Origin of the sequence: Pseudomonas sp. NPDC088414, from assembly GCF_044753325.1 — a bacterium.
Classification (GTDB): Bacteria; Pseudomonadota; Gammaproteobacteria; order Pseudomonadales; family Pseudomonadaceae; genus Aquipseudomonas.
On sequence record NZ_JBIVMY010000004.1, the window covers coordinates 1 to 25,349 of the forward strand.

The 25,349-nt window shown below is 59.2% G+C and carries 22 protein-coding genes and 2 rRNA genes; 14 read left to right on the forward strand and 10 right to left on the reverse strand.

Going from position 1 to position 25,349, the window contains the following annotated elements:
- A 23S ribosomal RNA gene (locus tag ACIP8I_RS06555) occupies positions 1-76 on the forward strand; the annotation flags it as partial.
- 154 nt (positions 77-230) lie between these two features.
- Positions 231-346 (forward strand): 5S ribosomal RNA (gene rrf / locus ACIP8I_RS06560).
- Between the two features lie 82 nt (positions 347-428).
- On the opposite strand, the gene ACIP8I_RS06565 is transcribed toward rrf, so the two are convergent.
- From ACIP8I_RS06565 to ACIP8I_RS06575, 3 genes are all read right to left on the reverse strand, one after another.
- Positions 429-1,358, reverse strand: a complete 930-nt coding sequence (locus tag ACIP8I_RS06565) for an alpha/beta hydrolase (RefSeq protein ID WP_400759613.1) — start codon at positions 1,356-1,358, stop codon at positions 429-431.
- 90 nt (positions 1,359-1,448) lie between these two features.
- Complete coding sequence (locus ACIP8I_RS06570; RefSeq protein WP_367084731.1) at positions 1,449-2,711, reverse strand: MFS transporter; 1,263 nt, start codon at positions 2,709-2,711, stop codon at positions 1,449-1,451.
- A gap of 52 nt (positions 2,712-2,763) precedes the next feature.
- Positions 2,764-3,705, reverse strand: a complete 942-nt coding sequence (locus tag ACIP8I_RS06575; protein ID WP_400759615.1) for a DMT family transporter — start codon at positions 3,703-3,705, stop codon at positions 2,764-2,766.
- Positions 3,706-3,804: 99 nt separating this feature from the next.
- On the opposite strand from ACIP8I_RS06575, the gene ACIP8I_RS06580 reads away from it, so the two are divergent.
- Positions 3,805-4,671, forward strand: a complete 867-nt coding sequence (locus ACIP8I_RS06580; protein WP_400759617.1) for a LysR family transcriptional regulator — start codon at positions 3,805-3,807, stop codon at positions 4,669-4,671.
- Between the two features lie 48 nt (positions 4,672-4,719).
- Here the strand turns inward: ACIP8I_RS06580 and proP are convergent, their stop codons facing one another.
- The gene (gene proP / locus ACIP8I_RS06585; protein ID WP_367084728.1) at positions 4,720-6,222 is read right to left on the reverse strand and encodes a glycine betaine/L-proline transporter ProP; all 1,503 of its coding nucleotides are present in this window, start codon (positions 6,220-6,222) and stop codon (positions 4,720-4,722) included.
- 239 nt (positions 6,223-6,461) lie between these two features.
- Between proP and ACIP8I_RS06590 the strand changes: the two genes are divergently transcribed.
- Positions 6,462-8,666 (forward strand): OsmC domain/YcaO domain-containing protein, encoded by a 2,205-nt coding sequence (locus tag ACIP8I_RS06590; protein WP_400759619.1) that lies wholly within the window; start codon positions 6,462-6,464, stop codon positions 8,664-8,666.
- A gap of 338 nt (positions 8,667-9,004) precedes the next feature.
- On the opposite strand, the gene ACIP8I_RS06595 is transcribed toward ACIP8I_RS06590, so the two are convergent.
- Entirely contained in the window at positions 9,005-9,286 is a 282-nt protein-coding gene (locus ACIP8I_RS06595) for a hypothetical protein (RefSeq protein ID WP_400759622.1), read from the reverse strand.
- Between the two features lie 88 nt (positions 9,287-9,374).
- Here ACIP8I_RS06595 and ACIP8I_RS06600 point away from each other — a divergent pair, with 88 nt between their 5' ends.
- Positions 9,375-9,872 (forward strand): AAA family ATPase, encoded by a 498-nt coding sequence (locus tag ACIP8I_RS06600; protein ID WP_400759624.1) that lies wholly within the window; start codon positions 9,375-9,377, stop codon positions 9,870-9,872.
- Between the two features lie 74 nt (positions 9,873-9,946).
- On the opposite strand, the gene ACIP8I_RS06605 is transcribed toward ACIP8I_RS06600, so the two are convergent.
- Complete coding sequence (locus ACIP8I_RS06605; RefSeq protein ID WP_400759626.1) at positions 9,947-10,855, reverse strand: LysR family transcriptional regulator; 909 nt, start codon at positions 10,853-10,855, stop codon at positions 9,947-9,949.
- 178 nt (positions 10,856-11,033) lie between these two features.
- Here ACIP8I_RS06605 and ACIP8I_RS06610 point away from each other — a divergent pair, with 178 nt between their 5' ends.
- Both ACIP8I_RS06610 and ACIP8I_RS06615 read left to right on the forward strand, forming a co-directional pair.
- The gene (locus ACIP8I_RS06610; protein WP_400759628.1) at positions 11,034-11,471 is read left to right on the forward strand and encodes a DoxX family protein; all 438 of its coding nucleotides are present in this window, start codon (positions 11,034-11,036) and stop codon (positions 11,469-11,471) included.
- A gap of 36 nt (positions 11,472-11,507) precedes the next feature.
- Entirely contained in the window at positions 11,508-12,431 is a 924-nt protein-coding gene (locus tag ACIP8I_RS06615) for an NADP-dependent oxidoreductase (protein ID WP_400759630.1), read from the forward strand.
- A 120-nt stretch (positions 12,432-12,551) separates the two neighbouring features.
- Here ACIP8I_RS06615 and ACIP8I_RS06620 read toward each other — a convergent pair whose 3' ends face one another.
- Together ACIP8I_RS06620 and ACIP8I_RS06625 are read right to left on the reverse strand one after the other, a co-directional pair.
- Complete coding sequence (locus ACIP8I_RS06620; RefSeq protein ID WP_400759632.1) at positions 12,552-13,073, reverse strand: AAA family ATPase; 522 nt, start codon at positions 13,071-13,073, stop codon at positions 12,552-12,554.
- A 57-nt stretch (positions 13,074-13,130) separates the two neighbouring features.
- Complete coding sequence (locus ACIP8I_RS06625) at positions 13,131-13,607, reverse strand: hypothetical protein (RefSeq protein WP_400759634.1); 477 nt, start codon at positions 13,605-13,607, stop codon at positions 13,131-13,133.
- A gap of 378 nt (positions 13,608-13,985) precedes the next feature.
- Here ACIP8I_RS06625 and ACIP8I_RS06630 point away from each other — a divergent pair, with 378 nt between their 5' ends.
- A complete protein-coding gene (locus ACIP8I_RS06630) occupies positions 13,986-15,905 on the forward strand; it encodes a tyrosine-protein phosphatase (protein WP_400759636.1) in 1,920 nt (639 codons plus the stop codon).
- 115 nt (positions 15,906-16,020) lie between these two features.
- Here the strand turns inward: ACIP8I_RS06630 and ACIP8I_RS06635 are convergent, their stop codons facing one another.
- On the reverse strand, positions 16,021-17,544 hold the full coding sequence (locus tag ACIP8I_RS06635; RefSeq protein ID WP_400759638.1) for an EAL domain-containing protein: 1,524 nt from the start codon (positions 17,542-17,544) through the stop codon (positions 16,021-16,023).
- A gap of 198 nt (positions 17,545-17,742) precedes the next feature.
- Complete coding sequence (locus tag ACIP8I_RS06640; RefSeq protein WP_400759640.1) at positions 17,743-18,726, reverse strand: AraC family transcriptional regulator; 984 nt, start codon at positions 18,724-18,726, stop codon at positions 17,743-17,745.
- A gap of 542 nt (positions 18,727-19,268) precedes the next feature.
- Here ACIP8I_RS06640 and ACIP8I_RS06645 point away from each other — a divergent pair.
- The 6 genes from ACIP8I_RS06645 to ACIP8I_RS06670 are packed head-to-tail and all read left to right on the forward strand — an operon-like array spanning position 19,269 to position 25,048.
- Entirely contained in the window at positions 19,269-19,739 is a 471-nt protein-coding gene (locus ACIP8I_RS06645; RefSeq protein WP_400759641.1) for a hypothetical protein, read from the forward strand.
- Positions 19,740-19,780: 41 nt separating this feature from the next.
- A complete protein-coding gene (locus ACIP8I_RS06650; protein WP_007969042.1) occupies positions 19,781-20,461 on the forward strand; it encodes a hypothetical protein in 681 nt (226 codons plus the stop codon).
- Between the two features lie 14 nt (positions 20,462-20,475).
- On the forward strand, positions 20,476-21,327 hold the full coding sequence (locus ACIP8I_RS06655; RefSeq protein WP_007969043.1) for a hypothetical protein: 852 nt from the start codon (positions 20,476-20,478) through the stop codon (positions 21,325-21,327).
- A complete protein-coding gene (locus ACIP8I_RS06660; RefSeq protein ID WP_400759644.1) occupies positions 21,324-23,273 on the forward strand; it encodes a nitroreductase family protein in 1,950 nt (649 codons plus the stop codon). Before ACIP8I_RS06655 ends, ACIP8I_RS06660 begins: the two co-directional genes overlap by 4 nt.
- Positions 23,263-24,525, forward strand: a complete 1,263-nt coding sequence (locus ACIP8I_RS06665) for a polysaccharide biosynthesis C-terminal domain-containing protein (protein WP_400759647.1) — start codon at positions 23,263-23,265, stop codon at positions 24,523-24,525. The genes ACIP8I_RS06660 and ACIP8I_RS06665 overlap by 11 nt, the downstream gene beginning before the upstream one ends.
- A gap of 10 nt (positions 24,526-24,535) precedes the next feature.
- A complete protein-coding gene (locus ACIP8I_RS06670; RefSeq protein WP_367084717.1) occupies positions 24,536-25,048 on the forward strand; it encodes an N-acetyltransferase in 513 nt (170 codons plus the stop codon).
- Positions 25,049-25,349: the final 301 nt, after the last annotated feature.

Sequence of the window (25,349 nt, forward strand, 5' to 3'; positions counted from 1 at the left end):
ACGTTGATAGGTTGGGTGTGTAAGCGCTGTGAGGCGTTGAGCTAACCAATACTAATTGCCCGTGAGGCTTGACCATATAACACCCAAGCAATTTGACTACTCGAGAGAGCATCAGATTGCGGTGTGTGAAGACGCAATGAACCGAAAGTTCGCGCTGCTCACAAACACCTGTATCACATACCCGATTTGCTGAAGCGAGGCCAGCCGGCCACGAGTCAGTACCCGAATTTCTTGACGACCATAGAGCGTTGGAACCACCTGATCCCATCCCGAACTCAGAAGTGAAACGATGCATCGCCGATGGTAGTGTGGGGTTTCCCCATGTGAGAGTAGGTCATCGTCAAGATTAAATTCCGAAACCCCAATTGCGAAAGCAGTTGGGGTTTTGTTTTGCCCGCAGGAAAGTGGTTTGCATGCCAACTCAGGCACTAACTGCTTGTTTTTGCCTCGATCTGACGCGAAAGCCACGCCCGGCTGTAGGCCAGAACACGGCTAGCCATGATGGTCGGAAAATGGATAAAGCCATGGGCGGACGAGGGCAATAGATGTACTTCAGCAGGTGCTGATTGTTGCCAGCGCTGAGCCAGTTCCAGCGTGTCATCGCGTAGCGGATCCAGTTCACCGGTGAACATCAACGCCGGTGGCAATCCGCTCAAGTCGCCGTACAGCGGAGACAGTGGCGCCCGCCGGCGCTCATTATCGCTCAAGCCTGGAGTCAGCAGGCGCAACGCCTCGGCCATGCCCGGGCCGTCTAACACCAGCGTTTCAGCAGCGGCTGAGTGCACGCTCGGGGTGCCCGCAAGATCGTAGACGCCGTAATAAAGCAGGGCGCCGCTGACCCGCTGCAGCAAATCGGCTGATTGCTTGAGCGACAACAGCGTGGCGACGGCCAGGTGCGCGCCCGCCGATTCGCCGACAACGATCACTGGCAGGCCGACGAACTCCGTGCAATCGTCGCTTAGCAGCCAGCGTGCGGCGCACAGACAATCCTGCATGACATCCTCAATAGGCGTATTGACTGCCAATCGATAGTCAACCGATACCACTGCCACGTTGCATGCCTTGACCATGGCGATATTGAGGTCGTCGTTCATCTGCGCATTGCCGATCACCCAGCCGCCACCGTGGTAATCCAGCACCACACCTTGAGCCTTCCCTTGCGGTCGGATGATTCGGACGGGCACTGAAGCACCTTGCGAATAGACCACAGTGTTTTGCGCAAGCAGGTCATATTTGAGCGGTTTGTCCGTGCCGACAATCTGACAGAAGCGCAGCAATGCCTGGATCAAACGCGGAGTCAGCCGATTGCGGATGCGAAACCGCGGCAGCCAGGCGAGTTTGCGGTTGAAGCGCTGCATCTGCGCCAGATCACTTTCGCTGAATTCAAGCGTGTTATCAGCCAAATCCTTTCTCCCTCATCAGCAATCCCCCCTTAAAGATACATACCGTTACGGCGGAGAGGTGAAGGGCGCCGCGCGGTCAGGAACATGTGCATCATTCCCTACGCGCTGCAATGTTTCCGGCACCGCCAACCACAACAGCACAAACGCCACGCCGGCAATCACCGCCAGGGTCAGAAAAGCCGCGTTGTAACCGGCCTCCTGCAACACAATGCCCGCGACACTACTGCTCAATGCCGCGCCTAGGCCGAACACCGTCGAAAGAGCGCCGAGGCTGATGTTGAAGTGGCCGGTGCCCAGCGTCAGGTCTTTCACTACCACCGGGAACAGCGCGCCGAAGATCCCCGCGCCGACGCCGTCGAGCATTTGTACCGCAACCAGCCAGTAAGGATCAGCAGACAAGGTGTAGAGCACGCCACGCAACGGCAGAATCAGGAAGCCTGCGAGCAGCAGCGGCTTGCGTCCCCACACATCAGCTTTGGCCCCGACCAGCAAGGCGACCGGCACCATGACTAGTTGCGCGGCGACGATACAGGCCGAGGTCAACGGCGTCGCCATCTGCAGATTGACCTGCGCCAGTTTCTGGCTCACCAATGGCAGCATCGCCGCGTTGGCGAGGTGGAAGAGGGCGCAGCAGATGGCGAACATCAGCAGCGCCTTGTTTGTCAGCAGCACCGCGAATCCCGAAGGTGCCTTGGCATGTGCGGCGTCGCTGGGGTCAAGTCCCCGCGCCAGATCATGGTTGATCGCGTTGGCATCGACGAAGCTCACGGCGATTACACTGCACAGCGCCATGACCGCCATCAGATAGAACACCGCCACAGGGCCGAACAGGTAGGCGAAACCACCGGCCAGCAACGCCGCGCAGGCGTTGCCGGCGTGGTTGAAGGTTTCGTTGCGTCCGGTGCGTCGGGTGAAGGCTCGTGGGCCGGTGATGCCGAGGGTGATCGCCGAAATGGCCGGGGCGAACACCGACGCTGCCGCGGCGCTCAGCGCTTGGGTGATCGCCACCAGGCTGAAGGAGGTAACGAACGGCAACACCACGCAACTGCCGGTTACCAGCAGCGCGGCAACTGCGATCGCTGCCCGCTTACTACGGGTGTTGTCGACCAGGGCGCCGGCGGGTGTCTGGGTGACAAGGGCGGCGATGCCGGCCAGGGTCATCACCAACCCGATGCTGGCCGGCTCCCAGTGGTGAACCGCCAACAGATAAATCGCCAGATACGGCCCGAGTCCGTCGCGCACATCGGCGAGGAAGAAATTCAGGCTGTCCAGCGAGAGGTTGTTGCGACGATCGTTATGAGTGACCACGCTGGCATCTTCAATAAACGAGGTTTGGCGAAATGCCTCAACCTCCGCTAAGTCAGTGACTAGTCGCCCGCGGATTTAGTTTCGTGCAGGGTGCAGGCGCGAGGCTCGAATCGCTCGACGTTCTCCCGAGCAATGGCAACCCGAAAAAGGTCAAGCCAATACCGAACAGGGCGCTGACACTCAGCGGATCGTCGAACTGCAGCCACGCCCACAGCAGCGTCACGGGTGGCGTCAGAAACAGTGCGCAACTGATGCGTTGCATGCTGAAACGCTGCAGGCAAAGCCAGTAAAACCCATAGCCGCCGAAGGTCGAGAAAATCACCAGCCACAGCACGCCACTGGCGAAATCCGTACTGATGGGCGGGCACAATTCACCCTCGACACCGGCCAGCAACGCAAACAGCGGCACCACGGCACACACCTGAATGAACAGCGCTGTAGTGACCGGCATTGCCACGCCGGCGCGGGCTTTTTCAAACAAGGTGGCCGCCGCCAGCGACAGCACCGCCAGCAATGGCAAGCTGTAGACCCACAGCGTCGCACTGGCCCATTCGACACTCGCGGCGCTGGCCAGCAGCATGCCGATCACACACAACGCCAAACCCAGCCATTGCCAGCCGCGCGTGCGCTGGCCCGGGACGCTGCCCGCCAACAATACAATGGTCAGCGGCAACAGATTGGCAAACAGTGACGCGGTGCCCGGCGTGACGCCAAGTTGAATCGAGGCAGCAATCGGTCCGATGTAGCCACCAATAGCAAACAGCCCCAGCAGTGCCTGATGCATCACATCCTTGCCGCGCAAACCACGCAAGCCAGCCCAGGCGAAGGGCAGCAACAGCAACGCCGCCAGCACAAATCGCCACAACGAAGCCAGGTACACGCTGCCCTGATCGGCGATGTAGCGATAACCGATGAATCCGGAACTCCAGCTGGCCACCATCGCCATCAGCAAGAAAAAATTCAGCAGTGAAAATCGAACCGGCATGACGTTCATCGAATGGCACCTGACAGAGGGCTGAGTTCGATGATATGAATCAACCGCTGATGCATTCAAACGATACGATTCGCACCACTGATGCAGGAATTCTCAAGCATGGCCGAAGCCCTTGATATCGAACTGTTGCGCACCTTTCAGGCGATCGTGCGCTTCGGGCAATTTCTCGCCGCCGCGAGTTTCCTCAACAAGAGCCCGTCGGCAGTCAGCCTGCATGTGCGGCGTCTGGAAGCGCTGGCGGGCGGGCGATTACTGGAGCGCGATAACCAGACTGTCAATCTCACGCCGCTGGGTCGACGCTTCGCCCTGCAGAGCGCCGAACTGTTGCGCCATCACGATCAATTGCTGGCGAGTTTCAGCACGCCGCTGGCCAGTGGGCGGGTTCGCCTAGGGATTTCCGAGGAGTATGCCGGCGCGGTACTGGGCTGTACGTTGCCGCACCTGTCGGCAGATTTTCCGCACATCGAGCTGGAAGTCGAAACCGGTGCCAGCGGCCGTCTGAGTGCGCGTCTGGAGCGCGGGCAACTGGATCTGGCGTTGCTGGTGGTCGTCGCCGATGCGCCGTCATCGACGCGTTGCGCAAGGATGCTGGGCCTGACCCAGCCAGTGTGGGTCGCCGCGCACAACTACACGCAGGATCTCACCCGGCCGGTACCGCTGGCGTTGCACGGCAAGGGTTGCCCGTATCGTAGCGTTGCCGTGGATGCATTGAGCGAGCAGGGTCGGCGGTGGTGCGCAGTGATTGTCAGCGCCGGTGCCAGCGCGCTGGAAACAGCCATTGAGGCCGGACTGGCGGTGGGCATTGTTGATCGTGCGCAAGTGCGACCCGGCATGCGGGTGCTGAGCAGTGAGGAGGGGTTACCCGAGTTGCCGCTGCACGAGTTGCGCCTGATGCGGGCACCGGGTGAATTGAGTGAGGCGGGGGAGGTTTTGGTGCGTTTGATCGGTGACGGCTTTGTGTTGTGAGGTGTTGATCGACGGCAGCCCTGGGCAGGGCCGCCGTCAGTCATCGCATCAGTTGATCCGCGGATGCTGCTGCACCAACTCCTTGCGCTTGGCTTCCAGCTCGGCAATTTCGGCGTCGATGTCTTCGATTTTCTGCTCGATGTTGTCGTGGTGCTCTTTGAGCAGCTCCTTGGCTTCTTCCAGGTCCGACGCCGCCGGTGCGGCACCGCGCAGCGGTTTGTTGGCGGTCTCTTTCATGGTCACGCCGGTGATCAGGCCGACCACGGCAATCACCATCAGGTAGTAGGCCGGCATGTACAGGTTGTTGGTGCTTTCCACCAGCCAGGCCACGGCAGTCGGGGTCAGGCCGGCGATCAGCACCGAGACGTTGAACGCCGCGGCCAGTGCGCTGTAGCGGATGTGCGTGGGGAACATCGCCGGCAGGGTCGAAGCCATGACACCGATGAAGAAGTTGAGCAATACCGCAAGGATCAGCAGGCCGGAGAAGATCAGGCCGATCTTGCCGCTGTTGATCAGCATGAACGCCGGAATCGCCAGCAGAAACAGACCGATGCTGCCGACCACAATGAAGGGCTTGCGGCCGATCTTGTCGCTGATAAATCCAATAGCCGGCTGCACGAACAGCATGCCGACCATGATCGCGATGATGATCAGCACGCCACGGTTTTCGCTGTAGTGCAGGTTGTGCGACAGGTAGCTCGGCATGTAGGTCAACAGCATGTAATAGGTGACGTTGGTCACCGCCACCACGCCGATGCAGGTCATCAGGCTGCGCCAGTGTTTGGTCGCGACTTCCTTGAACGAGACTTTCGGGCCGCCGGCCAGACCTTCGCGATCGCCTTCTTCGAGCTTCTCGACATGCTGTTGAAACGCCGGGGTTTCTTCCAGCGCATGGCGCAGATAAAGGCCGATCATGCCCAGCGGCAGGGCGAGGAAGAACGGCAGGCGCCAGCCCCATTCGAGGAATTTCTCTTCGCCGATGATCGCCGAGATCAGCACCACCACACCAGCGCCGAGGACGAAGCCGGCAATCGAGCCGAAGTCCAGCCAACTGCCGAGGAATCCGCGCTTGCGATCGGGCGCGTATTCGGCGACGAAGATTGAGGCGCCGGTGTACTCACCGCCGACCGAGAAACCCTGGGCCATTTTCGCCAGCAACAACAGGATCGGCGCCCAGATGCCGATCGACTCGTAGGACGGTATCAGGCCGATGGCGAAGGTACTCAGCGACATGATCACGATGGTCGCGGCCAGCACTTTCTGTCGCCCGTACTTGTCGCCCAGTGCACCGAAGAACAGCCCGCCCAAGGGACGGATCAGGAACGGCACCGAGAAGGTCGCCAGCGCTGCAATCATCTGCACGCCAGGGTCGGCGCCGGGGAAGAAGATCTTGCCCAGTGCATAGGCGACGAAGCCGTACACCCCGAAGTCGAACCATTCCATGGCGTTGCCCAGTGCGGCGGCGGTGATCGCCTTGCGCATCTTGGCATCGTCGACAATCGTGATGTCTTTCAATCCGATGGGATTGACCTTGTTTTTCCTTGATTTCATACGGGTCACTCATAGCTGAACGGATTCGATGCCATTGTTTTGCTGGCATGGCTTCTTTCCGTCAGATACAAGAAGACACGAAAAAATTCACTGCTCCGGGCATTTTTGTCGTTTGCCCATGCAGATGCACGGCGCAAGCAGCGGCTCCCACCCGGCGGCGATTACGCAAAAGCACAAGACGTCAGGCTGAAAACCCGGATAATGGCCGCCAATTCGTTTTTGCTCTCTGGTAAACCCGCATGGAAATCAAGGTCAACTTTCTCGACAACCTTCGACTTGAAGCCAAGTTCGACGACTTCACGGTGATCGCCGATCAGCCCATTCGCTACAAGGGCGATGGCTCGGCACCGGGGCCGTTCGACTACTTCCTGGCATCGTCGGCCTTGTGCGCGGCTTACTTCGTGAAGCTGTACTGCGAAACCCGCAACATCCCGACCGAGAATATTCGCCTGTCGCAGAACAACATCGTCGACCCGGAAAACCGCTACAACCAGATCTTCAAGATCCAGGTCGAACTGCCGGCGGACATTTCCGAGAAGGATCGTCTGGGCATCCTGCGCTCGATCGATCGCTGCACGGTGAAGAAGGTCGTGCAGACCGGCCCCGAGTTCGTGATCGAGGAGGTCGAGAACCTCGACGCCGATGCGCAAGCGCTGCTGATGCCGCATTCGACCTCTGAAGCGGGAACCTACATCGCGGGTAAGGATCTGCCGCTGGAGCAGACCATCGCCAACATGTCGGGGATCCTCGCTGATTTGGGGATGAAGATCGAAATCGCTTCGTGGCGCAACATCGTGCCTAACGTCTGGTCGTTGCACATCCGCGATGCGCACTCGCCCATGTGCTTCACCAACGGCAAAGGCGCGACCAAAGAGGGCGCGCTGGCCTCGGCACTCGGCGAGTTCATCGAGCGCTTGAACTGCAACTTCTTCTACAACGACCAGTTCTGGGGCGAGGACATCGCCACCGCCGAGTTCGTGCATTACCCGAACGAGCGCTGGTTCAAACCGGGTCCGAAGGACGAGCTGCCGACAGAGATTCTCGACCAATACTGCCTCGACATTTACAACCGCGACGGCGAGCTCAAGGGCTCGCACCTGTACGACACCAACTCCGGCAACACCCAGCGCGGCATCTGCTCGCTGCCGTTCGTGCGTCAGTCTGATGGTGAAGTGGTGTACTTCCCGTCCAATCTGATCGAAAACCTGTTCCTGAGCAACGGCATGAGCGCCGGCAACACCTTGGCCGAAGCCCAGGTGCAGTGTCTATCGGAGATCTTCGAGCGCGCGGTCAAACGCGAAATCCTCGAAGGCGAAATGGCCTTGCCCGACGTGCCGCAAGAAGTACTGGAGAAGTACCCGAGCATTCTCGCCGGGATCAAAGGGCTGGAAGAGCAGGGCTTCCCGGTGCTGGTCAAGGACGCGTCGCTGGGCGGTGAATTCCCGGTGATGTGCGTGACCCTGATGAACCCGCGCACCGGCGGCGTGTTCGCCTCGTTCGGCGCGCACCCGAGCCTGGAAGTGGCGCTGGAACGCAGCCTGACCGAACTGCTGCAAGGCCGCAGTTTCGAAGGCTTGAACGATCTGCCGCAGCCGACTTTCTCGGGCCAGGCAGTGACCGAACCGAACAACTTCGTCGAGCACTTCATCGACTCCAGCGGTGTGGTGTCGTGGCGCTTCTTCAGTGCCAAGTCTGACTTCGAATTCGTCGAGTGGGACTTCTCAGGGCAGGGCGAAAACTCCAACGCTGAAGAAGCCGCAACCCTGTTCGGCATCCTTGAAGACATGGGCAAAGAAGCCTACATGGCGGTCTACGACGACCTCGGCGCCAATGCCTGCCGGATTCTGGTGCCGGACTACTCGGAAATCTATCCGGTGGACGACCTGATCTGGGACAACACCAACAAGGCCCTGCAATTCCGCGCCGACATCCTCAATCTGCACAGCCTGAGCAAGGTCGGCCTGCGCAATCTCGCTCAAGGCCTGGAAAACAGCGAGCTGGATGATTACACCGACATCACCACGCTGATCGGCATCGAGTTCGACGACAATACACCGTGGGGCAAGTTGACCATTCTGGAGCTGCGCCTGCTGATCTACCTCGCCTTGCAGAAATTCGAACAGGCCAAGGATCTGGTCGAAGCCTTCCTGCAATACAACGACAACACCGTCGAGCGCGGCTTGTTCTATCAGGCGGTGAACGTATGCCTGGAAATGGAGCTGGACGAGGATCTGGAGCTGGCCGATTACGAGGCCAACTTCCGCCGCATGTTCGGTGACGAGCGCATGGACGCGGCGATTGGTTCGGTCAACGGCAGTGTGCGTTTCTACGGTCTGACACCGACCAGCATGAAACTCGAAGGGCTGGATCGTCACCTGCGTCTGATCGACAGCTACAAGAAGCTGCACGCGGCGCGCGCCAATGCGGCGGGTTTGAATCGCTGATTGGTAAGCCTGTAGTGAGGGGATTCATCCCCGATGGCGTGCAAAGCGAGCCCGGCTTCTTCAACCAATAAAGAAGCGGGCCTGCTGCGCAGTCCATCGGGGATGAATCCCCTGGCCACAAATAAGTATTCTGGTGACACAACCTCGTGTGGAAGCAAGCCGGCTCGCGAAGAGCGCGTGTCAGTCGCCATCGTCCTGGCTGACAGATCGCATTCGCCAGCAGGCTGGCTCCCACACTGGATCTCTGGCCGCCGCCAATCCTGAGCCCACCCAACAACCCTGCGGGAGCTGGCTTGCCAGCGATGGGGCCGTGTCAGCCAACATCACTTTCGGCGCTCTCAGCGCTTGCACTGCGCCTGCACCACCTGACAGGTGTTCGGCGTGCCTCCGGAGCGGCTCGCATAACGCATGCAGTTATTCATCGACTTTTTGCGCGCCATGCTCAAGGTATCGCCCCAGGCCAGACCCCCTTCGCCGGAAGTAGGCACGGCTTTGGCGTAGCAGTTCGAGCCGTTGGTGGCGTAGCGCTTGCTCGAACAGCCGGCCGTTAGCGCCATGGCAGTGGTGAGCAGCGTAAGTAGCACCCAGGACGAGCAGTGGCGTGCGGTGATTGTGGTCATCTGGATTCCTCGTTGGGTCATGCGCCTCGATTGCCTCGCCGACAGGCGTTGGGCATTATCCAGCAATCGACATAAGGAAGCGTCCCCAATGCGTGCACCCACCCTACACCTGATGTGCGGCAAGATCGCCTCGGGCAAATCGACACTGGCCAAATCACTGGCTGAGGAGCACCGCGCGCTGGTGCTCAGTGAGGATCAGTGGCTGTCGCGGCTGTATCCGGAACAGATCAAATCCGTGGCGGATTACCTTCGATGTGCGCGGCAGATTCGCGGGGTGTTGGGGCCGTTGGTGATCGATGTGCTCGCGGCCGGGGTGAGTGTGGTGCTGGATTTTCCGGCCAATACTGTGGCGGATCGGCAGTGGCTGCGAGGGCTGGCAGATAGCGCGCGAGTGCCGCACTGCCTGCACTATCTCGAAGTGGATGACGACACCAGCCGCGTCCGGCTGCATGCACGCAACGCGCTGGCGGAGCATGAATTTGCGGCGTCGGATGCGGAGTTTGATTTGATCACGCGCCACTTTCAGGTGCCGGACGTGGGCGAGGGGCTGGAGATTGTCATGCACCGCAATCGGCAACAGGGCTAGTTCCCACAATGATCTCAGTCTGCCAACCTACTGCATGACCCTGTAAGAGTAAGCCTGCTCGCGATAGGGCCATGTCAGGCACCCCGCACACTCTGCTGCACAAACCGCTCGATCAACCACCGCGCCGCCGGTCCCGGTGGCAGGTCGGTGCGGTAGATGACGTCGAACGGGTAGATGCCGCTTTGGTACTCCGGCAGGTTCAGCTGTACCAGTCGGCCGGACTGCAAATCTTCCTCGACCATCGGCAACGGCATGTTCCCCCAGCCAATCCCTTCGCGCAGCAGCATGTGTTTGGCACCCAGATCCGCCAGGCGCCAGGTGCGGTTGCTGAGGACGGCGAAGTCGCGATCCTTGGTCAGTTGCGAGCGGTCGGACAACACCAATTGCGTCAGTTCACGCCCGGCGCCCGGTGTGTTCGCTCCACCCGAAGCCAACGGATGATTCGGTGCCGCCACCGGAATCAACTCGACATTGCCGGCACCGATACGCTCGATCGCATCGATGCCTTCATTCATTGGCCCACTGACGCCAATGATCGCGCCACGATTGATCACCCGCTCAGTCACCGCCCCCAGCGCCTCCATGTGCAAATGCAGAGCGACGGTGGGAAATGCCTCGCGAAACGACTTCAACGCATCCACCACCCGCTGCGGCGGCAGCATCACGTCCAGCACCACATGCACCTCGGCTTCCAGCCCCTGCAACAGGCCTTTGACCTTGGCGCGCAAGCCATGCACGCCGTTGGCGATGGTGCGCGCCTCGGCCAGTACGGTGCGGCCGGCCTCGGTGAGTTGTGGTTTGCGCGTGGTCTGGCGATCAAACAGCGTCACCCCCAGCTGCAATTCCAGGTTGGCCATCGAATAGCTGATCACCGACGTTGCGCGGTGCAGCTTCCTCGCAGCAGCGGCGAAACTGCCCAATTCCACCACCGTCAGAAACACCCGCAGTTGATCCAGCGTCGGCGTGCCCGGGTCAGAAATCATGGCTGTTACCTCGTCATCATCAGCGAACTGGCATCGTCGCTGAGCTGCGTCAGCTTGTCTATTTTCTAGAACGTAATGATCGAAATTAGTCGGCTATTCAGATTAGCGGGCCAGGCGCACCATTTCCTCACTTGGACGATTCATCTCGGATCGCCGCACCTTTGAAGGAAATACCGTCATGACCACTACCGCAAACATTGCTCCAACCGCTACTGAACAAACCCGCAATGACGTCACCCAGGCCTCGGCCTCGTTGATCGGCCGCATTCTGCTCAGCGCGATCTTCATCCTCTCCGGTTTTTCCAAACTGGCGGCGCCGGCGATGATGATCGGCTACATCGGCTCGGTCGGTCTGCCGCTGCCGCAAGTGGCGCTGGCGCTGGCAATCATCGTAGAAATCGGTGGCGGCCTGGCACTGATCGCCGGCTACCGCACCCGAACCGTCGCCGCTGTGCTGGCCGTGTTCAGCGTGGTCACTGCGCTGGCGTTCCACAACGCCTTGGGCGATCAGAATCAGTTCATCCACTTTTTCAAGAACATCGCCATGGCCGGTGGCCTTCTGCAAGTGGTCGCGTTCGGCGCCGGTCGTTTCGCCCTTGACGCTCGTCGTCACTGATCACGCGCTACCCACTCCAATTGATCGAGGTCTCTCATGAAAGCCATCCGTGTGTACGAATACGGCAACCCCGAAGTGTTGCAACTGGAAGACATCGCCGACCCTGTGGCCGGCGAAGGTGAAGTGTTGATCGAGGTCGCCGGGGCAGGGGTCAACCCGATCGACTGGAAGGTACTGTCCGGCGCGATGAAAGCGTTCATTCCGCTGCCACTGCCATTCACCCCGGGCGTTGAAGTGTCCGGCAAAGTAATCGCCACTGGCCCCGGTGTGACCCAATTCAAGCTCGGTGATGAAGTGTTCGGCTTCATCAACATCGTCGGTGGCTATGCGAGCAAAGCCGTGGCCCCGGTGAGCAAACTGGCGCTGAAACCGCAATCGCTCAGCGCCTTGCAGGCTGGTGCCGTTCCGGCCACCGCGCTCACCGCGTGGCAGGCGTTGACCGAGCATGCTGGCGTGCAGCGGCGGCAGAAAGTGCTGATTCACGCCGCCGCCGGCGGCGTGGGCAGCATGGCGGTGCAGATTGCCAAGTACCTGGGCGCCGAGGTCATTGCCACCGCCTCGGCCAGCAACCACGCGTACCTCAAGCAGCTTGGTGCTGACTACGTTATCGACTACACCACGCAGGCGTTCGATGAGCTGGTATCTGAAGTCGACGTGGTGCTCGATCTGGTCGGCGGTGACACCCAGAACCGTTCGTTCCGCGTGTTGAAACGCGGAGGCTTACTGATCTCGCCGGTCAGCGCGCCGAGCATCACGCTGGCCAATGACTACGGCGTAACCCCGATCAACTTCGCCACCCGCTCCGACGGTGCGCAGTTGTCGTTGATCGCCGAACTGTTCGATCGCGGCCACCTTACGGTCGACGTCGAAGTGTTCCCGCTGAGCGAGGCGCAACGTGCGCTCGAGATAAGCCAGAGCCGCCGTGGTCACGGCCGGCTGGTCCTCGATCCCACGATGTAGTTCGCCGCTCACAATTGCACTGCAGAGACCTTCCTGCTCTTCATCGGACAAATGCTGAAGTCGGGTCAAATGGTCGACCCGACCTCAGCACGCCATCAGCAAAATCGGCACTTTGCCGCATCAGGGCAAAACGGTCGGGTGTTGATCAGTCAGTTGGCGCACGACGATCTCCACCGCCTGATCCACGCTGACATTCGCGGTGTCGAGACACAGAATCGGCTGCGTCCAGGCCTCATATTCGTGATTCACAACAGAAAACCAACTCGGTGGTGTCAGCCCCATGATGTCTGATTTCCGCTGCTCCACCCGGCGCCGATGCTCATGTGGGTCCGAGCAAATCACTTCAATGTTGAGCAACGGCACACCCGAGCGAGCCGCGATGTCGGCCCACGCTTGCCGGCTTTCCTCGACGGGGTTCACGCAATCAACCACGACATTGTGGCCAGGACGCAGGTTGTTCGCGGCCAGTTCGTTGGCTACCCGGTAACCGCTGGTACCCACATCATCAGCCAGAACCCCGGCGTTGCGGATGGCTTGTTCGATCGTATCGATACGCAGACAGGTCGCATCCAGCCGGATCGCGAGTGATCTGGCGATCGTGGTCTTGCCGGTTCCCGGCAGGCCGCTGAAGACAATTAGCATTGGCAGTCCTTGTTCGCAGTGGCCCATGTCGCGTTCAGAAGTGGATGAAGAGCTGACTTACAACGCCCACATCCGAACCAGGGCAAATTGCAGATCCACAGGGACGCATGTCCGGCCATCCACCCACTCATCTTCGCGAAGACGGCGCCCGGTATTGGTTTCGCGCTCGCCTTTGGCGATGACCAGGACGAACAGGCGGGTAGGGCACTCGAAAGAGCGCAACCGATCAACATCGGCCCGCACCGACCAATCGCCCTCCAGGCACTTGGCCTGCGAGACATCGCCCAGGCATTTGATTTCGGCGACCATCCTCGGGGCGCCGTTGTCGTCCAATGAGTACAGGTCTGCCTTGCGTCGGTCGCCTATCGGCAGATCCGTCCAGATTTCGATCTCATCTTCGAACCAGGCTTGCAGACTGATCTGGGCTTGAATCCAATGCTCGCGGCAACTGTTGAGTTGCAGCACTTGCTCAAGATTCTTCTCCATGCCTTGAAAGGCGCGCTCGAACAAACCGAGCCATTGAGCGGTGTCCATTTCCGATTTCCTGTTTCAGTCCATTTGGGGGGAGGGATTATGGACGGAATCGCCTTCAACCGAAAACTCCACATTCATCACCGGCAGACATCATTCCTGTGGCCAACACAAACAACTGTGGGAGCTGGCTTGCCAGCGATGAGGCCGTGTCAGTCTCCATCCTTCCCGACTGATCCACCGCCATCGCTGGCAAGCCAGCTCCCACAGGGTTATCTGGTGCTCCCGGAATTTGCGAAACAAACTGATCCCTGACGGACAAAAAACGCAGTCCACGGCCCGATCGCGCAGCCATTTCCTTGCGCAGTCGTTCTGTCATATTCGGTATCAGTTGATTGCAGATAGTAGCCAGCCCAACGCTAATTCCAATGAGGCTGCACTGTGTTTCAACGTCTTGTGTGTTCGCTGTCCGTTCTGAGCCTGTCCATCGCCGCTGCCCACGCCGCCGAACCTGTCGCGCTCGACACGCCGCGCCTGCAAAGTATCGACAACTTCCGTGATGTCGCCGGCCTCACCACCGCGTATTCCACCGCCCACGACGGCACCATGCGCGGCGGCGTGTTTTACCGCTCCAACGCGATCACGCCGTCGGCAGCGGATCTGGCGACCCTCAACAGCCTCGGCATCAAAGCCGTCTACGACCTGCGCACCCCGAGCGAAATCGCCGGCACACCCGACACGATGCTGAGCGGTGCGACCTACCAGAACATCGACATCATCGGCAGCACCACCTCGGGCGCGAACATCACCACCGTGTCGTTCAAAAGCGCCGCCGACGCCATCGCCATGATGGAACAGACCAACCGCGCCTTCGTCAGCGATGCGGGAATGCGCGGTCAGTTCGGCAAGCTGTTCAACGAACTGGCAACCACCGACGGCGCGCAACTGTTCCACTGCACTGCCGGCAAGGACCGCACCGGCTGGACAGCCGCTGTGTTGCAGAGCATCGCCGGGGTCGATAACGCGACCATCATGGCCAACTACCTGGCGACCAACGACTACACCGCCGCCCGCGTCGCCGCGACTCTTAAAGCAATGCCGCCAAGTATGGCTTCGGTGTACGCGCCGCTGCTCGGCGTGCAGGCCAGCTACTTGCAGGCCGGTTTGGATGAGGTCACCGCGGAATACGGCAGCATGGACAACTACCTCAAACAAGGCCTCGGCCTGTCGCAGGAAACCATCTACGTGCTGCGCGGCAAACTGGTCGAGTACAACAGCCTTCCGGGTCAGGCCGGATTGATCGGCAATGCCGCTGCCGGTGCCGAATTGCTCCGCGAATTGCAGAACACCAGCCTGTCCGGCACCTACAGCGCCTACAACTACTACCTGCAATCGGCGATCGACGCCGGCACCCTCGGCGGTGTCGAATCCCAGGTTGGCGGCCAGGTTCACGCCGACGCCGCCAGTTACCTGCTGCGCCAGAACGCAATGATCGAGCAAGCCGCCGCGCCCTATGCCAGCGGCTCCGATCTGAAAGTCGGCCAATACCGTTTGTGGACCACCGCGCTGGCCGGCTACCTCGGCACCGACGGCTCATCCCACGCCGAAAGCAGCAACGAACACAGCCAGGGCCTGATGGTCGGCATCACCCAGCGCTTCTCCGAACAACTCAGCGCACGCGGCGGTTTCGGCTACAGCAAAGGCACCGTCGGCGGCGCGGGCGGCGAGGCCGATACAGATTTCACCTTCTTCAGCCTCGGCGCACGCTACGGCTTCACCAGCCTGGAACGCGGCCTGTTCATCGACGCCAACGCCAGCGCCGGCTACGTCGATTACGACAGCAAACGCGACCTCGGCGGCGGCCTCGGCACGGCCAAAGGCGACACCCACGGCAACCTCACCGGCGCCACCCTGGCGCTGGGTTACCGCGCACCGGTCAACGGCATGATCTTCGAACCGAGTCTCGGCGTGCGCGTCAGCCACCTCGACCTCAAAGGCTTCCAAGAGAAGGGCAGCGAACTGGCACTCGACGTCGACGACAATACCGCCACCCGCCGCAGCGCCGTCGCCAACCTCAACGTGGCCTTCGCCCCGGTAGCAATGGGCGCCTGGCAACTGGTGCCGAGTGTGCAAGTCGGCTACGAACGCACGTTGGGCAACAACGACGTCAACAGCAACGGCCATCTGCTGGGCCTCGACATCGAACAACGCGCCGCCTTCGACAACCGCGACCAGTTCAGCGGCGGCGTCAACCTGATGGCCAGCCTCGGCGCGGTCAGCGTCGGCGCAGAAGTCGGTGCCAGCGGCGGCGGTGACAGCCACGGCTTCAGCGGCAGCCTCAAGGCCAGTTACGCGTTCTAAAAAAAGGGAAAGCACTCAGGTCAAGGATGACCCCCAAAACTGAAGACCGCTCCCAAACCTGTGGCGAGGGAGCTTGCTCCCGCTGGGCCGCGAAGCGACCCCAAAACAGCTCGATTCAAACACACCCAACCGGCTCGCCAACCTGACCATCCAGCTCAGCAATCCCCCCACAACGCCCCCCAACAAACCGCAAAAACTCCCCCGCAGACATCGGCTTGGCAAACAACCAACCCTGCCCGAAATCCACCCCACGACCGCGCAAATACTCCAGTTGCGCTTCCGTCTCGATCCCTTCAGCCACCACCTTCAAGCGCAAACTCTTGGCCATGTCGATGATGTGCGCCGTCACCGAACTCGCCTGCGGATCGCGCCCGATGGTGTCGACAAACGACTTGTCGATCTTCAGCACATCCAGCGGCAGCTGCTGCAAATGCTGCAGGCTGGAAAACCCCGTGCCGAAATCATCGATGGCTGCCAGATGCCCCGACTCCCGCGCCTGATTCATCGTTTGCCGCGCCGATTCAATCTGCACAAAACCGCGCTCTGTGGCCTCCAGCCAGATCTGGCCCGGCCACACATCAGCCTTGCTCATGGCGGACTTGAGCCGGGGCAGGAAACGACCGCTGCTGACATCCGCCGCCGCCAGATTGATCGCTACGTGCAGGCTGCGTTCCTTCACCAGCAGCGGCCCCAGATCCTGCATGACGTGATCGATCACCTGATCGGTGATCGGCAGAATCAGCCCACTTTCTTCCGCCAGCGGAATGAACAGATCGGGCCGCACCAGGCTGCCGTCCGGATGCCGCCAACGCACCAGCGCTTCGGCCCCGACACAAGCGCCATCGCGCAAATCAATGATCGGTTGATAGTGCACGATGAACTCACGATTGCGCACCGCCAGCTCCAGCTCCGCCAGCGGCGACAGACGCTTGCGCGTACGCCGCACAATCACCAGCGCAAGCATCCCGGCAAGCAACCCGCCGATCGGCAGCAACAGCATCTCCCGGCGCACCAGACCTTGCAGCAACTCATGGCGCGACACCGCCGCAATCGCCACCCAGTCACCGCTGTGCACCAGCGTATACAGATAACCGTCCTCCAGCGCGGAAGCGGGGCCCAGGTGCACGCGACTCATGAAGCGCTCCGCCCCTGGCCGCGACACGCCGACCAGATGCCCGGCAGCGGTGCCGACCATCAAATGCACATCGTCCTCGACCATCACCTGCAAAAACTGCTCAGGGTCGATCAGCACATTGAACGCCGCGTACTGCAGCGCCATCATCGGCTTGGCCGGCACAATCCGCGCCTGCACCCCGAGCGACACACGCACGCCATCAGACGTAATGAAGTCTTCTTTCCACGGCGTCACCCGATGGCCCACCGGCCCCCACGAGCCGCAGGCATAAACCTCTTCCTCGACATAGCCGATCGACTTCACCGCAAAGGTGTTGATTGTCAGCAAACGCATCTCGTCGATGCTTTCCGGCGTACACGGCGCAAGGCTCGACGCGGCGACGCTCTTCAGCACCCCGGCGGCTTCATGGAACGTATTATTGGCGCGGCTGGACGCCACGGACGCCAGCGATTCGAGACGTTGCTGCGCCGCTGCCAGGTTCAACACCCAGGCGACGTAACCCATCAAAAGTACTGGAAGCAAGACACACGGAAGGCCCAGGAGAATGCTCCCCCAGACAATGCGTTTTTTGTTCATTTGACGCCACCTTGGCCCACGGCCCGTGACGTGCGGCTGCACGGCTGTTTGATCAGCGACTACAGGTTAGCGCTGGCGCCATCAGCCGATCTTGCCGCAGATCAATACTCCTGCCGCCCACGCCTGTCAGCGTCGCGGGCGCGCGCCCGAGCGCAAATCCGCCGGACTCACCCCATACGCCTGCCGAAAATACTGACAAAACCGCCCGACGTTACTGAAGCCAAAACGCAACGCCACCTCCGTCACCGACGCCGAATGCCGCTGTCCCAGCGCCTCGAAAGCCCGCTCCAGCCGCACCTGACGCTGATACGCGACAATCGACATCCCGACAAACCGCCGAAACCCCTCCTGCAATGCACGCTGACTGACATTGCTCAACCGCGCCAACTCAACCCCACTCACCAGTTGCTCCGGGTGCGCCTGAATAAACTCCATCGCCAACTTCACATGCCGCGGCGCCACCCTCGGCGCCGGCTGGCGCAACGCCTCGGTAAAATTGTGCGGCCACGCCTCCAGCACCGCATCAATCAACATCTCGCGCAACCGCGACGGCATCAGCGTGCCGCTGTTGAGCAACAGATCAAACTCCGTCCCCGTCGCCAGATCAATCAACGCCTTGATCCCGCCAAACGCCGCCGAGTGCAGATCCACCACCGGCTCAAACACAATCTTCTGCACAACCGGCCGCCCCAACAACGCCGCCAACCGCTCGGTCAACTGCCCCCGATTCACCGAAATCCCGTGCTGCGCATGATTGTCGAGAAACCGCATCGAACGGATATCCGCCTTATCAATCGCCAACCCCACCTGCGCCACGCCGACGGACTCGGTACGGTGGTTGAACACAATCTTGCCCGCCGTGGGAATCACGAACGTTATCTCGTCCTGCGGGTCGGGGAAGGTGACGGTGAAATCGCCGTGATAATGCATGCGCCGGAAACTGACGCCGTCGTGTCTGCCGTAGACGCCGCCGATGATGATGCTGGAGGGGATTGGCGGGGTGTCGGCGTAGCGATTGCCGAAGAGTCGGGAGAAGAGGGCGCCGAAGTCATCGGAGTGCAGATTTTCGGAGCGGAGAATGATTTTTGGGCGGGGTGGGGTTGGGGACACCTTGGGGGGCACCTTGGGTTGGGGGCTCTTGGGTGAGGAAATCAGGAAGACGGAGGGGAGGTTAGCAGGTTGGGGGTGACAGGTTTGTGACGGGAAATTGAGTCGCTGGAGTCCAGTCCGCTTTCCGGCATCAGTGGACATTATTGCTTCAGAGCGTGAAATGCCACCAGACGTAAGTTCCGATAACGAACGTCGTTGTTAGCTGTGATGAGATGCCTGTTGGTGCAACGGCTTCGTGCGGAAATGAGGCATTGCCGTTCTAATACCACACCATACAGTTGAACGAGTCAGGAACACGCCTGAGTTGTATCACCCGCTATCGCACTGTTCATCCTGCTGCACTGCTGAGCTTGTACTGACTAGTTACTTGTCGGGTGCGCAGAAATTCCCGATCTTTGTGCGAATGACGCCCGAGGCTATTGGTTATAACGAAAATACAGGCTGGCAGCTGAAAATGATTTAAGTCGCGCCGTTGACAGTCATGAATGAACTAAGTGATATTTCAATTGCTTTCAAACCCAGGAAATGGAGACAACGGAAAAATGTCATTCAATTATCAGGAAGTCCCTAGCGTACTTATTCAGGATCCGCTGGCGGGGCATGCTTATGTCATCAGCAGCGATGAACTCAAAGCGTTTGAACTTACACCGGCCAGCCTGAAAAGCATAAATGACGGAGTTGTGACGTTTGTCGTTCCTGATGACGAGTTCATCGAAACGACGCCAGCATTCAACGCCAGCGGTAGTAAAACTCCTAGTGTTATTGTTCAGGTACTTTCTGTAAACAAGTCCTTTCTGCTCAGCTATGAGCAACTTCAGTTATTCCGGGTGCAGCAGCCAAACGATTACGGTGGTTACGGTATTTCCTTCGTCATTCCTTCCGGCAACGAATTCCTCGAAGACCTTTCACCTGTTCAACAGGCGATGTTGCAGAGCGGAGAGGTCTGCGACGCGGGTACGTCCAGTCGCAAGATCTGCTCGCTGCCGGCACAGAGCGAGCAGTACGCTCACTAGTCAATCGGGCCCGGCGCGTTGTGCCCGGGCCATTCAGCAGAATGGATGCCCGCAGCAATGGAACGGTTTTCCCTTTCAAAAAAAAACTTGCCCTGAATCCGTCAGATGATATTCGCTATTTAGTCATTGATGATTTTCTCGAAGATGAAGTCTGCAAGGCACTGCACGCAGAGCTTTTGGCAAATCAGATGTGGCGTCAGAAAAATCCGTTATCAAAGCATCTGCACAACGCTCGTCCTAAAAGCGACCTGATTATCTCTTTGGTTAACGGAATAACTGCGCAAATAAGACAGGATGCGCTTGAAGATGTCGAACTTATAGATTATTGGGCGCTGTTATATTCGCTCAATACCGACGGCAATGTACACGCCGACTTTGGCCAGCTCACACTGACGTATTGGTTGACGCCGGAACATTACAATCTTGATCCGGTAACGGGCGGGCTTTTGTTATATGACGTGCGGCGCGACCCTGGACAGGGTGCCAATATATATTTGGCGGCGGGAAAGGAGTCCGAAGACTATGTTAATACACGTACGCGAAGAAAAGTGGTTATTCCCTATCGATGCAATCGGGCTGTGCTGTTTGATTCCAGTCACTATCATAAAACCCATTCGCCGAACTTCGATAACTCTCGCCCTGAGGGTATGAGAATGAATTTGACGTTGGCCTATGCCAGCGCCGCACATGTTGAACGACAGTTCAAACTCATCGAAGGCTGATTCGGGCGATCCTCATGCAAGGCATTATTTATAAGCTGTTCAACGAACATTATCGACTGCTCACCGACAGCGCCGAAATGTACGCCTTTCTTCTCGATGTGCTGGAAAAGCACGTCGTCGTCGACGCTCGGGTCAAGCCTAAGTACGACATTCGTATTCCATGGCTGAGCCCGGAGAGAAGGCGCTATCTGACGCGCACGGCTCCCTCGTCGGATCATGCCTTGACGGAGGTTTCCATCCGCGAAGGGGCGACATCGTTCTCGGCATGGTCCAGTACTGCGCCGCCGCTCGTTCCATTCAACCTGGACGTGATTGACGGTCGTTACTTCGCTTTCCATGCGGCGGCTGTCGAAGTCCCCCGGTACGGCGCAATCATCCTGCTTGGCAACAAGGGGGCAGGTAAAAGCACCAACTCGCTGGCCTTGTGCAAGGAGCAGGGCTGGTCATTGCTCACCGATGAAACCTGTGTGATTGACGCTCATGACCTGAGTATTCAGGCCTTGTTGCGCCAACCGCATGGTTATGAAATCGATGAACAGCGCGTCGCGCGCAAAAGCGTACTGCGCTATGCCGACAACCCGTGGCTGGTCACGGCCAGTGTCGCGACCCCGCGACTGGCTTTCGAACTCGTGCACATTCAGGGGCTGTCGATACCCCACGTTCAGCCGATCAGCGACCCGAAGATTGCGACCCAGATATTGCTCAGGCATCAGTTGCAATTCGGCAGTTCGCCCAGTGCTGCCTTGTCGTGCGCGAAAGCATTGGCGGCCAACGTGCAACTGAGTCAGATACATCATGGTGGTTATGAAAGCTTTGCACTGACCCGCGAAACCATTTTCAGCAGCGTCAACAGGATGTTCGCATGACTGCGTTTTTTACTAATCCCTCGCTTTACATACTGCAGACCAAACTGGTTTCCCCGAACAGCCAGGGCAATAGCCGCTGGACGGTCATAAACCCGGATACCACTGCACTTTACGGGGCCGTCGGCAAAGATGTTTACCCCAGACTGCTGCAGATTCTGAAGCGTGCAGGTACGCCGTCCGGCGTGGATCCGGCGGATGTTGCAAACCTGGTGGAGAAGGGGCTGCTTACCGAAGACCAGCACCGCCGGATACGCACTGAGGGCCGATGGTTTCTCGATCATTACCATGAGTTTGTCCACGACTACCGCTTCCATAACTACGCCTCGGTAGAGCGCTTCAGGAAAGATCGAGAACAAATGGCCGAATATGGCAAGATCCAGACGCCGCCATCGGTCTATACGCAACGCGACCAGCGTTCTGAAACCTTCTTGCTTGCACCGCCCCGAATGGACCTCGATGAGGTAGAAGACGAGCTGCAATTACTCAGCAATATTCTGTCGGGTACGTTCCTCGCTGTAGGTCAAATCGAGGGTGGAGATTTCGGGCCTTGGCTGCGCAAGGCCAGCCCCTCGGGCGGCGCACGCCATCCGACCGAAGCGTGGGTGATGGTGTATGGCAAGCGTGACATCGCGGACGGGCTCTATTATTTCGACGCACCTTCCAATCAATTGTTTTGGAAAGGCCCTTATCGGTCGGCCGACGATAGCGAGCAGTTAGCGCTCATCATTACCGCTCACGTAGAGCGACCAATGTGGCGCTACCGTGAAAGCAGAAGTTTTCGCGCCGTACTTCTGGATGCCGGGCACTGCATGGAAACGCTCAACCAATTGAGCGTAGCGTTTGGCTGGACGCTGAAGGGGCGGGATATCCCGCAAGCCGTTCTGCAGGTCCTGGACCTTCAGGACATCGCGCTGTGTGCCCTGGACATCTGTCGAGGGGCCGGCGACGGATCGGCTGTCGGGATCGAGCAACCGACGTCTTGTGCCCCTCAAAAGGTGCCGCGCGTAGAGCGAGATACCGAATACCGGACCAATCCTTTTCTGTGGGGATCGTTCACGGGGGCGGAGCTGACCGGCACGATTGCCTACCCGCAAAGCACGCGCCTCACGCTGAGTGACGATATGCTGCGCATATTGAGCTATGCCCAGGTATCCCGACGCGGTGACCGTCCCTCGACGCCGGGCGCTATCAGCGCCAGTCTTGGCGTTCCAGACGAGTTGATCAGAGTCCTTGTCGAGTCGGGACTGCTGCTCGAGCAGGAACGCGTCAAGGCGCTCTATGCAGAGGCCGCTCACTGGATCGCTCACGGCTGGTACCAAAACCTCTTGCTCTACCTGGAATACCGGTCGACCAAGATTCACGCATCAAGCCAACAAAACCTCACGCTTCTCGCACCCCCCAGACCTGAACACCCTGGCACCCTCTGGCGGGCGCTTTCGCGCCATCGAAAAACCACCCGATCCTTTACCGCTGACACTATTTCGGCAGAGCACTTGAGCCAAGTACTGGCGCCTTGTCTGGAACTGCTGCAGAGCCACGCCTCGCTGGAGCTGTTTCATCTGAAAAGGCATGCCTACGGTCATTTCGAGGGGGAAAAGTGGAATAAGGCGTCAGCGAGTTTCGTTGCCCAGGCGTCGGTTGCCGCCGCGGCGCTTGAAAGTGCGGTCATCGGTCAAAGCCCGATCATTCAGGCATCGAACGTGCTTTGGCTTTCCATCTCGGTACGGGATCTGACTGCAGAAGGTTATTTCAACGCCTTGATGGTACTGGGTATCGCCGCGCAGAAACTTTGCATCCAGTGTGCATTGCTGGGGTTGGGTATATTCGTGACCCCTGCATCAAACGATGGCGAGGCCGCGACGATCAGCCAGCTCGACTCGCTGCATACTATCAATTACTTCGCAGCCATCGGGCACGGGGCAGGAGCTGTCAAACGTGAAGACTGAAAATGGATCTTTGGCCTACAGCGATCAGCGGCGTCTGCTGAGAAACATCAACCACTCGACACTTGTGCAGTTCGCTACGCTGGCGATGTCGCTGCTCTTCGGCGCCTACATGATCAGGCGCGTCGGTGCCGACTATTTTGGACACATCACGTCGGCCAATGCGGTCATCTCCATCTGCATCATCTTTACCACTTTCGGCTGGCCGGTCCTGCTGACCAAAATTTTCGCCAACGGGCATCGAGCAACAGCGTTGCGGGCACTGCGAAAATCTGTCAGCGATGCATGTGTCATCACAGTCCTGACCGGGGCGGTGCTTTATGTGCTGATTCTGCTCGGCGTTCTGAAAGAACCGGCGTACCACTTTGCCTTTTTGCCCTTGCTGATCTTTCTGCGATCGCTGGCAGCCTTGGCAAAGGCGGTACTTGACGGGCTCGGCAAGGTCGTCGTCGAGCAATATGCACTGGGAATCGTCCTGCCTCTACTGACCATCCTGTGTTTCATACTCGCCGGCACACTGGACAGCGTTGACAGCCTGTTCGTCATTTACAGCCTGTCAGCGCTGATCGGCCTGGCCGTGCTGGCGGGGATCGCCACTACGGCTGCCGGCCCGGGGCTCGACGCTAATCAGGCACCACCAGCGGAAAAGCGCTCACACAACTGGTGGCTGATGTCCGCAGGCCTGTCGAACGTCGTGCTGCTGAACACCGACATCATCATCATGGGCCACTACGTCACAGAAGGGGTGATCGCCGTCTACGGGATCATCAGTGTGGTCGTGGCAGTGATGACCATGGCAATCTCGGCTGGAAACGCAATCTATGCGCCAGTCATCGTCAAGCACTATCAGAACAATGATTACAGGGCCGCGCGCATTACCTTCCGCAGCGTGCAGAAACGTGTATTGATCTGGTCACTGCCGTTCTTCCTGATCGTGTCCCTGTTCCCGGGCGGAATTATCGGCGCCCTGGCTGGAAACACGAGCGACCCGGATCTGGCCGGATGCCTGATTATTCTCGCCGTCGCTCAACTGGTGAATGCAGCGACTGGCCCCGTGGCCACTTCGCTTTACATGAAAGGCGAGATTGCGTTCTTCGCCAGCAGCATGATGATCGCAGTCGTGTTGAATATCGCCGGTAACCTGTGGCTGGTCCCTGAGTTCGGCGTGCTGGGGGCAGCTGTTTCCACTGCCGCTGTCATCGCGCTCGCAAACGTCGCCCAGTACCTCAGGGCCCGTCAGTTGCACATCGTCTAGGAGACACGAAATGAGCATCCGCCGTGCCACCCCCGAGGACGCCGTTCAGATCGCCCGGATTCACTGGGCGTCCTGGAAGAGTACCTACCGCGACATCATTCCCGAGGCCTATCTTGAGCGGATCACGGTCGAGTCGCGGCTGGCTCACTGGGAACGCCAGATCGCCAGCGCAGAACTGGACATACAAGTCTGGACCGATGACGCAGGGGACGTCTTGGGCTGGATCGCGACCGGGCCCGATCGCGAAGATCCGAGCAACCCGAACATCGCCGAAATACATGCGTTCTACATTGCACCGCATCACACAGGTAAAGGCATCGGCCGTCAGTTACTCAGCCATACAACGGTGCAGCAGCAGAGCGCCGGACGATCAAGGATTGTGCTCTGGGTCTTGGAAAGAAATGAATCGGCCGTGATTTTTTACCGCCAGTCCGGCTTTCGCAAAGACCCCATCAAGACCCAGCTCATCGAGCGCGGCGGGGCTGAACTGGTTGAGTTGAAGCTGCAGAGAGTCATTGCCTGACGCATTGCTGGAGCTGTTCGGATAGCGCGTTGCGGATGTGCCGTGCGCAATTGACGTACCAACGCGGCAACAAAAAACGAATTGACGAAGAGTTTCGTTAAACCATTGCGCAACACGGCATTAAAAATGTGGAAATCAAAAAGGAACACACGGTGCCAGGGGCCCGTCGCGAAGGCGGAAAACGGCCGTTTGATGTCCACAGGATTGTTCTCAGCCCACCGGATCGCTGGTTTGTGACGAATCATTGCATGCCGATTTCTTACAGCTCCCTCCTTGATCCTCACAATAGAGCGCCAAGGAG

Coding starts and splice junctions, on each gene's coding strand:
- ACIP8I_RS06580 (WP_400759617.1), top strand. CDS start 3,805: ATGGCCGAAGCCCTTGATATCGAACTGTTGCGCACCTTTCAGGCGATC.
- ACIP8I_RS06625 (WP_400759634.1), bottom strand. CDS start 13,607: ATGGACACCGCTCAATGGCTCGGTTTGTTCGAGCGCGCCTTTCAAGGC.
- ACIP8I_RS06660 (WP_400759644.1), top strand. CDS start 21,324: ATGACTGCGTTTTTTACTAATCCCTCGCTTTACATACTGCAGACCAAA.
- ACIP8I_RS06595 (WP_400759622.1), bottom strand. CDS start 9,286: ATGACCACAATCACCGCACGCCACTGCTCGTCCTGGGTGCTACTTACG.
- ACIP8I_RS06615 (WP_400759630.1), top strand. CDS start 11,508: ATGAAAGCCATCCGTGTGTACGAATACGGCAACCCCGAAGTGTTGCAA.
- ACIP8I_RS06605 (WP_400759626.1), bottom strand. CDS start 10,855: ATGATTTCTGACCCGGGCACGCCGACGCTGGATCAACTGCGGGTGTTT.
- ACIP8I_RS06655 (WP_007969043.1), top strand. CDS start 20,476: ATGCAAGGCATTATTTATAAGCTGTTCAACGAACATTATCGACTGCTC.
- ACIP8I_RS06670 (WP_367084717.1), top strand. CDS start 24,536: ATGAGCATCCGCCGTGCCACCCCCGAGGACGCCGTTCAGATCGCCCGG.
- ACIP8I_RS06575 (WP_400759615.1), bottom strand. CDS start 3,705: ATGAACGTCATGCCGGTTCGATTTTCACTGCTGAATTTTTTCTTGCTG.
- ACIP8I_RS06590 (WP_400759619.1), top strand. CDS start 6,462: ATGGAAATCAAGGTCAACTTTCTCGACAACCTTCGACTTGAAGCCAAG.
- proP (WP_367084728.1), bottom strand. CDS start 6,222: ATGAAATCAAGGAAAAACAAGGTCAATCCCATCGGATTGAAAGACATC.
- ACIP8I_RS06610 (WP_400759628.1), top strand. CDS start 11,034: ATGACCACTACCGCAAACATTGCTCCAACCGCTACTGAACAAACCCGC.
- ACIP8I_RS06635 (WP_400759638.1), bottom strand. CDS start 17,544: ATGGGTTACGTCGCCTGGGTGTTGAACCTGGCAGCGGCGCAGCAACGT.
- ACIP8I_RS06565 (WP_400759613.1), bottom strand. CDS start 1,358: ATGCAGCGCTTCAACCGCAAACTCGCCTGGCTGCCGCGGTTTCGCATC.
- ACIP8I_RS06600 (WP_400759624.1), top strand. CDS start 9,375: ATGCGTGCACCCACCCTACACCTGATGTGCGGCAAGATCGCCTCGGGC.
- ACIP8I_RS06650 (WP_007969042.1), top strand. CDS start 19,781: ATGGATGCCCGCAGCAATGGAACGGTTTTCCCTTTCAAAAAAAAACTT.
- ACIP8I_RS06645 (WP_400759641.1), top strand. CDS start 19,269: ATGTCATTCAATTATCAGGAAGTCCCTAGCGTACTTATTCAGGATCCG.
- ACIP8I_RS06620 (WP_400759632.1), bottom strand. CDS start 13,073: ATGCTAATTGTCTTCAGCGGCCTGCCGGGAACCGGCAAGACCACGATC.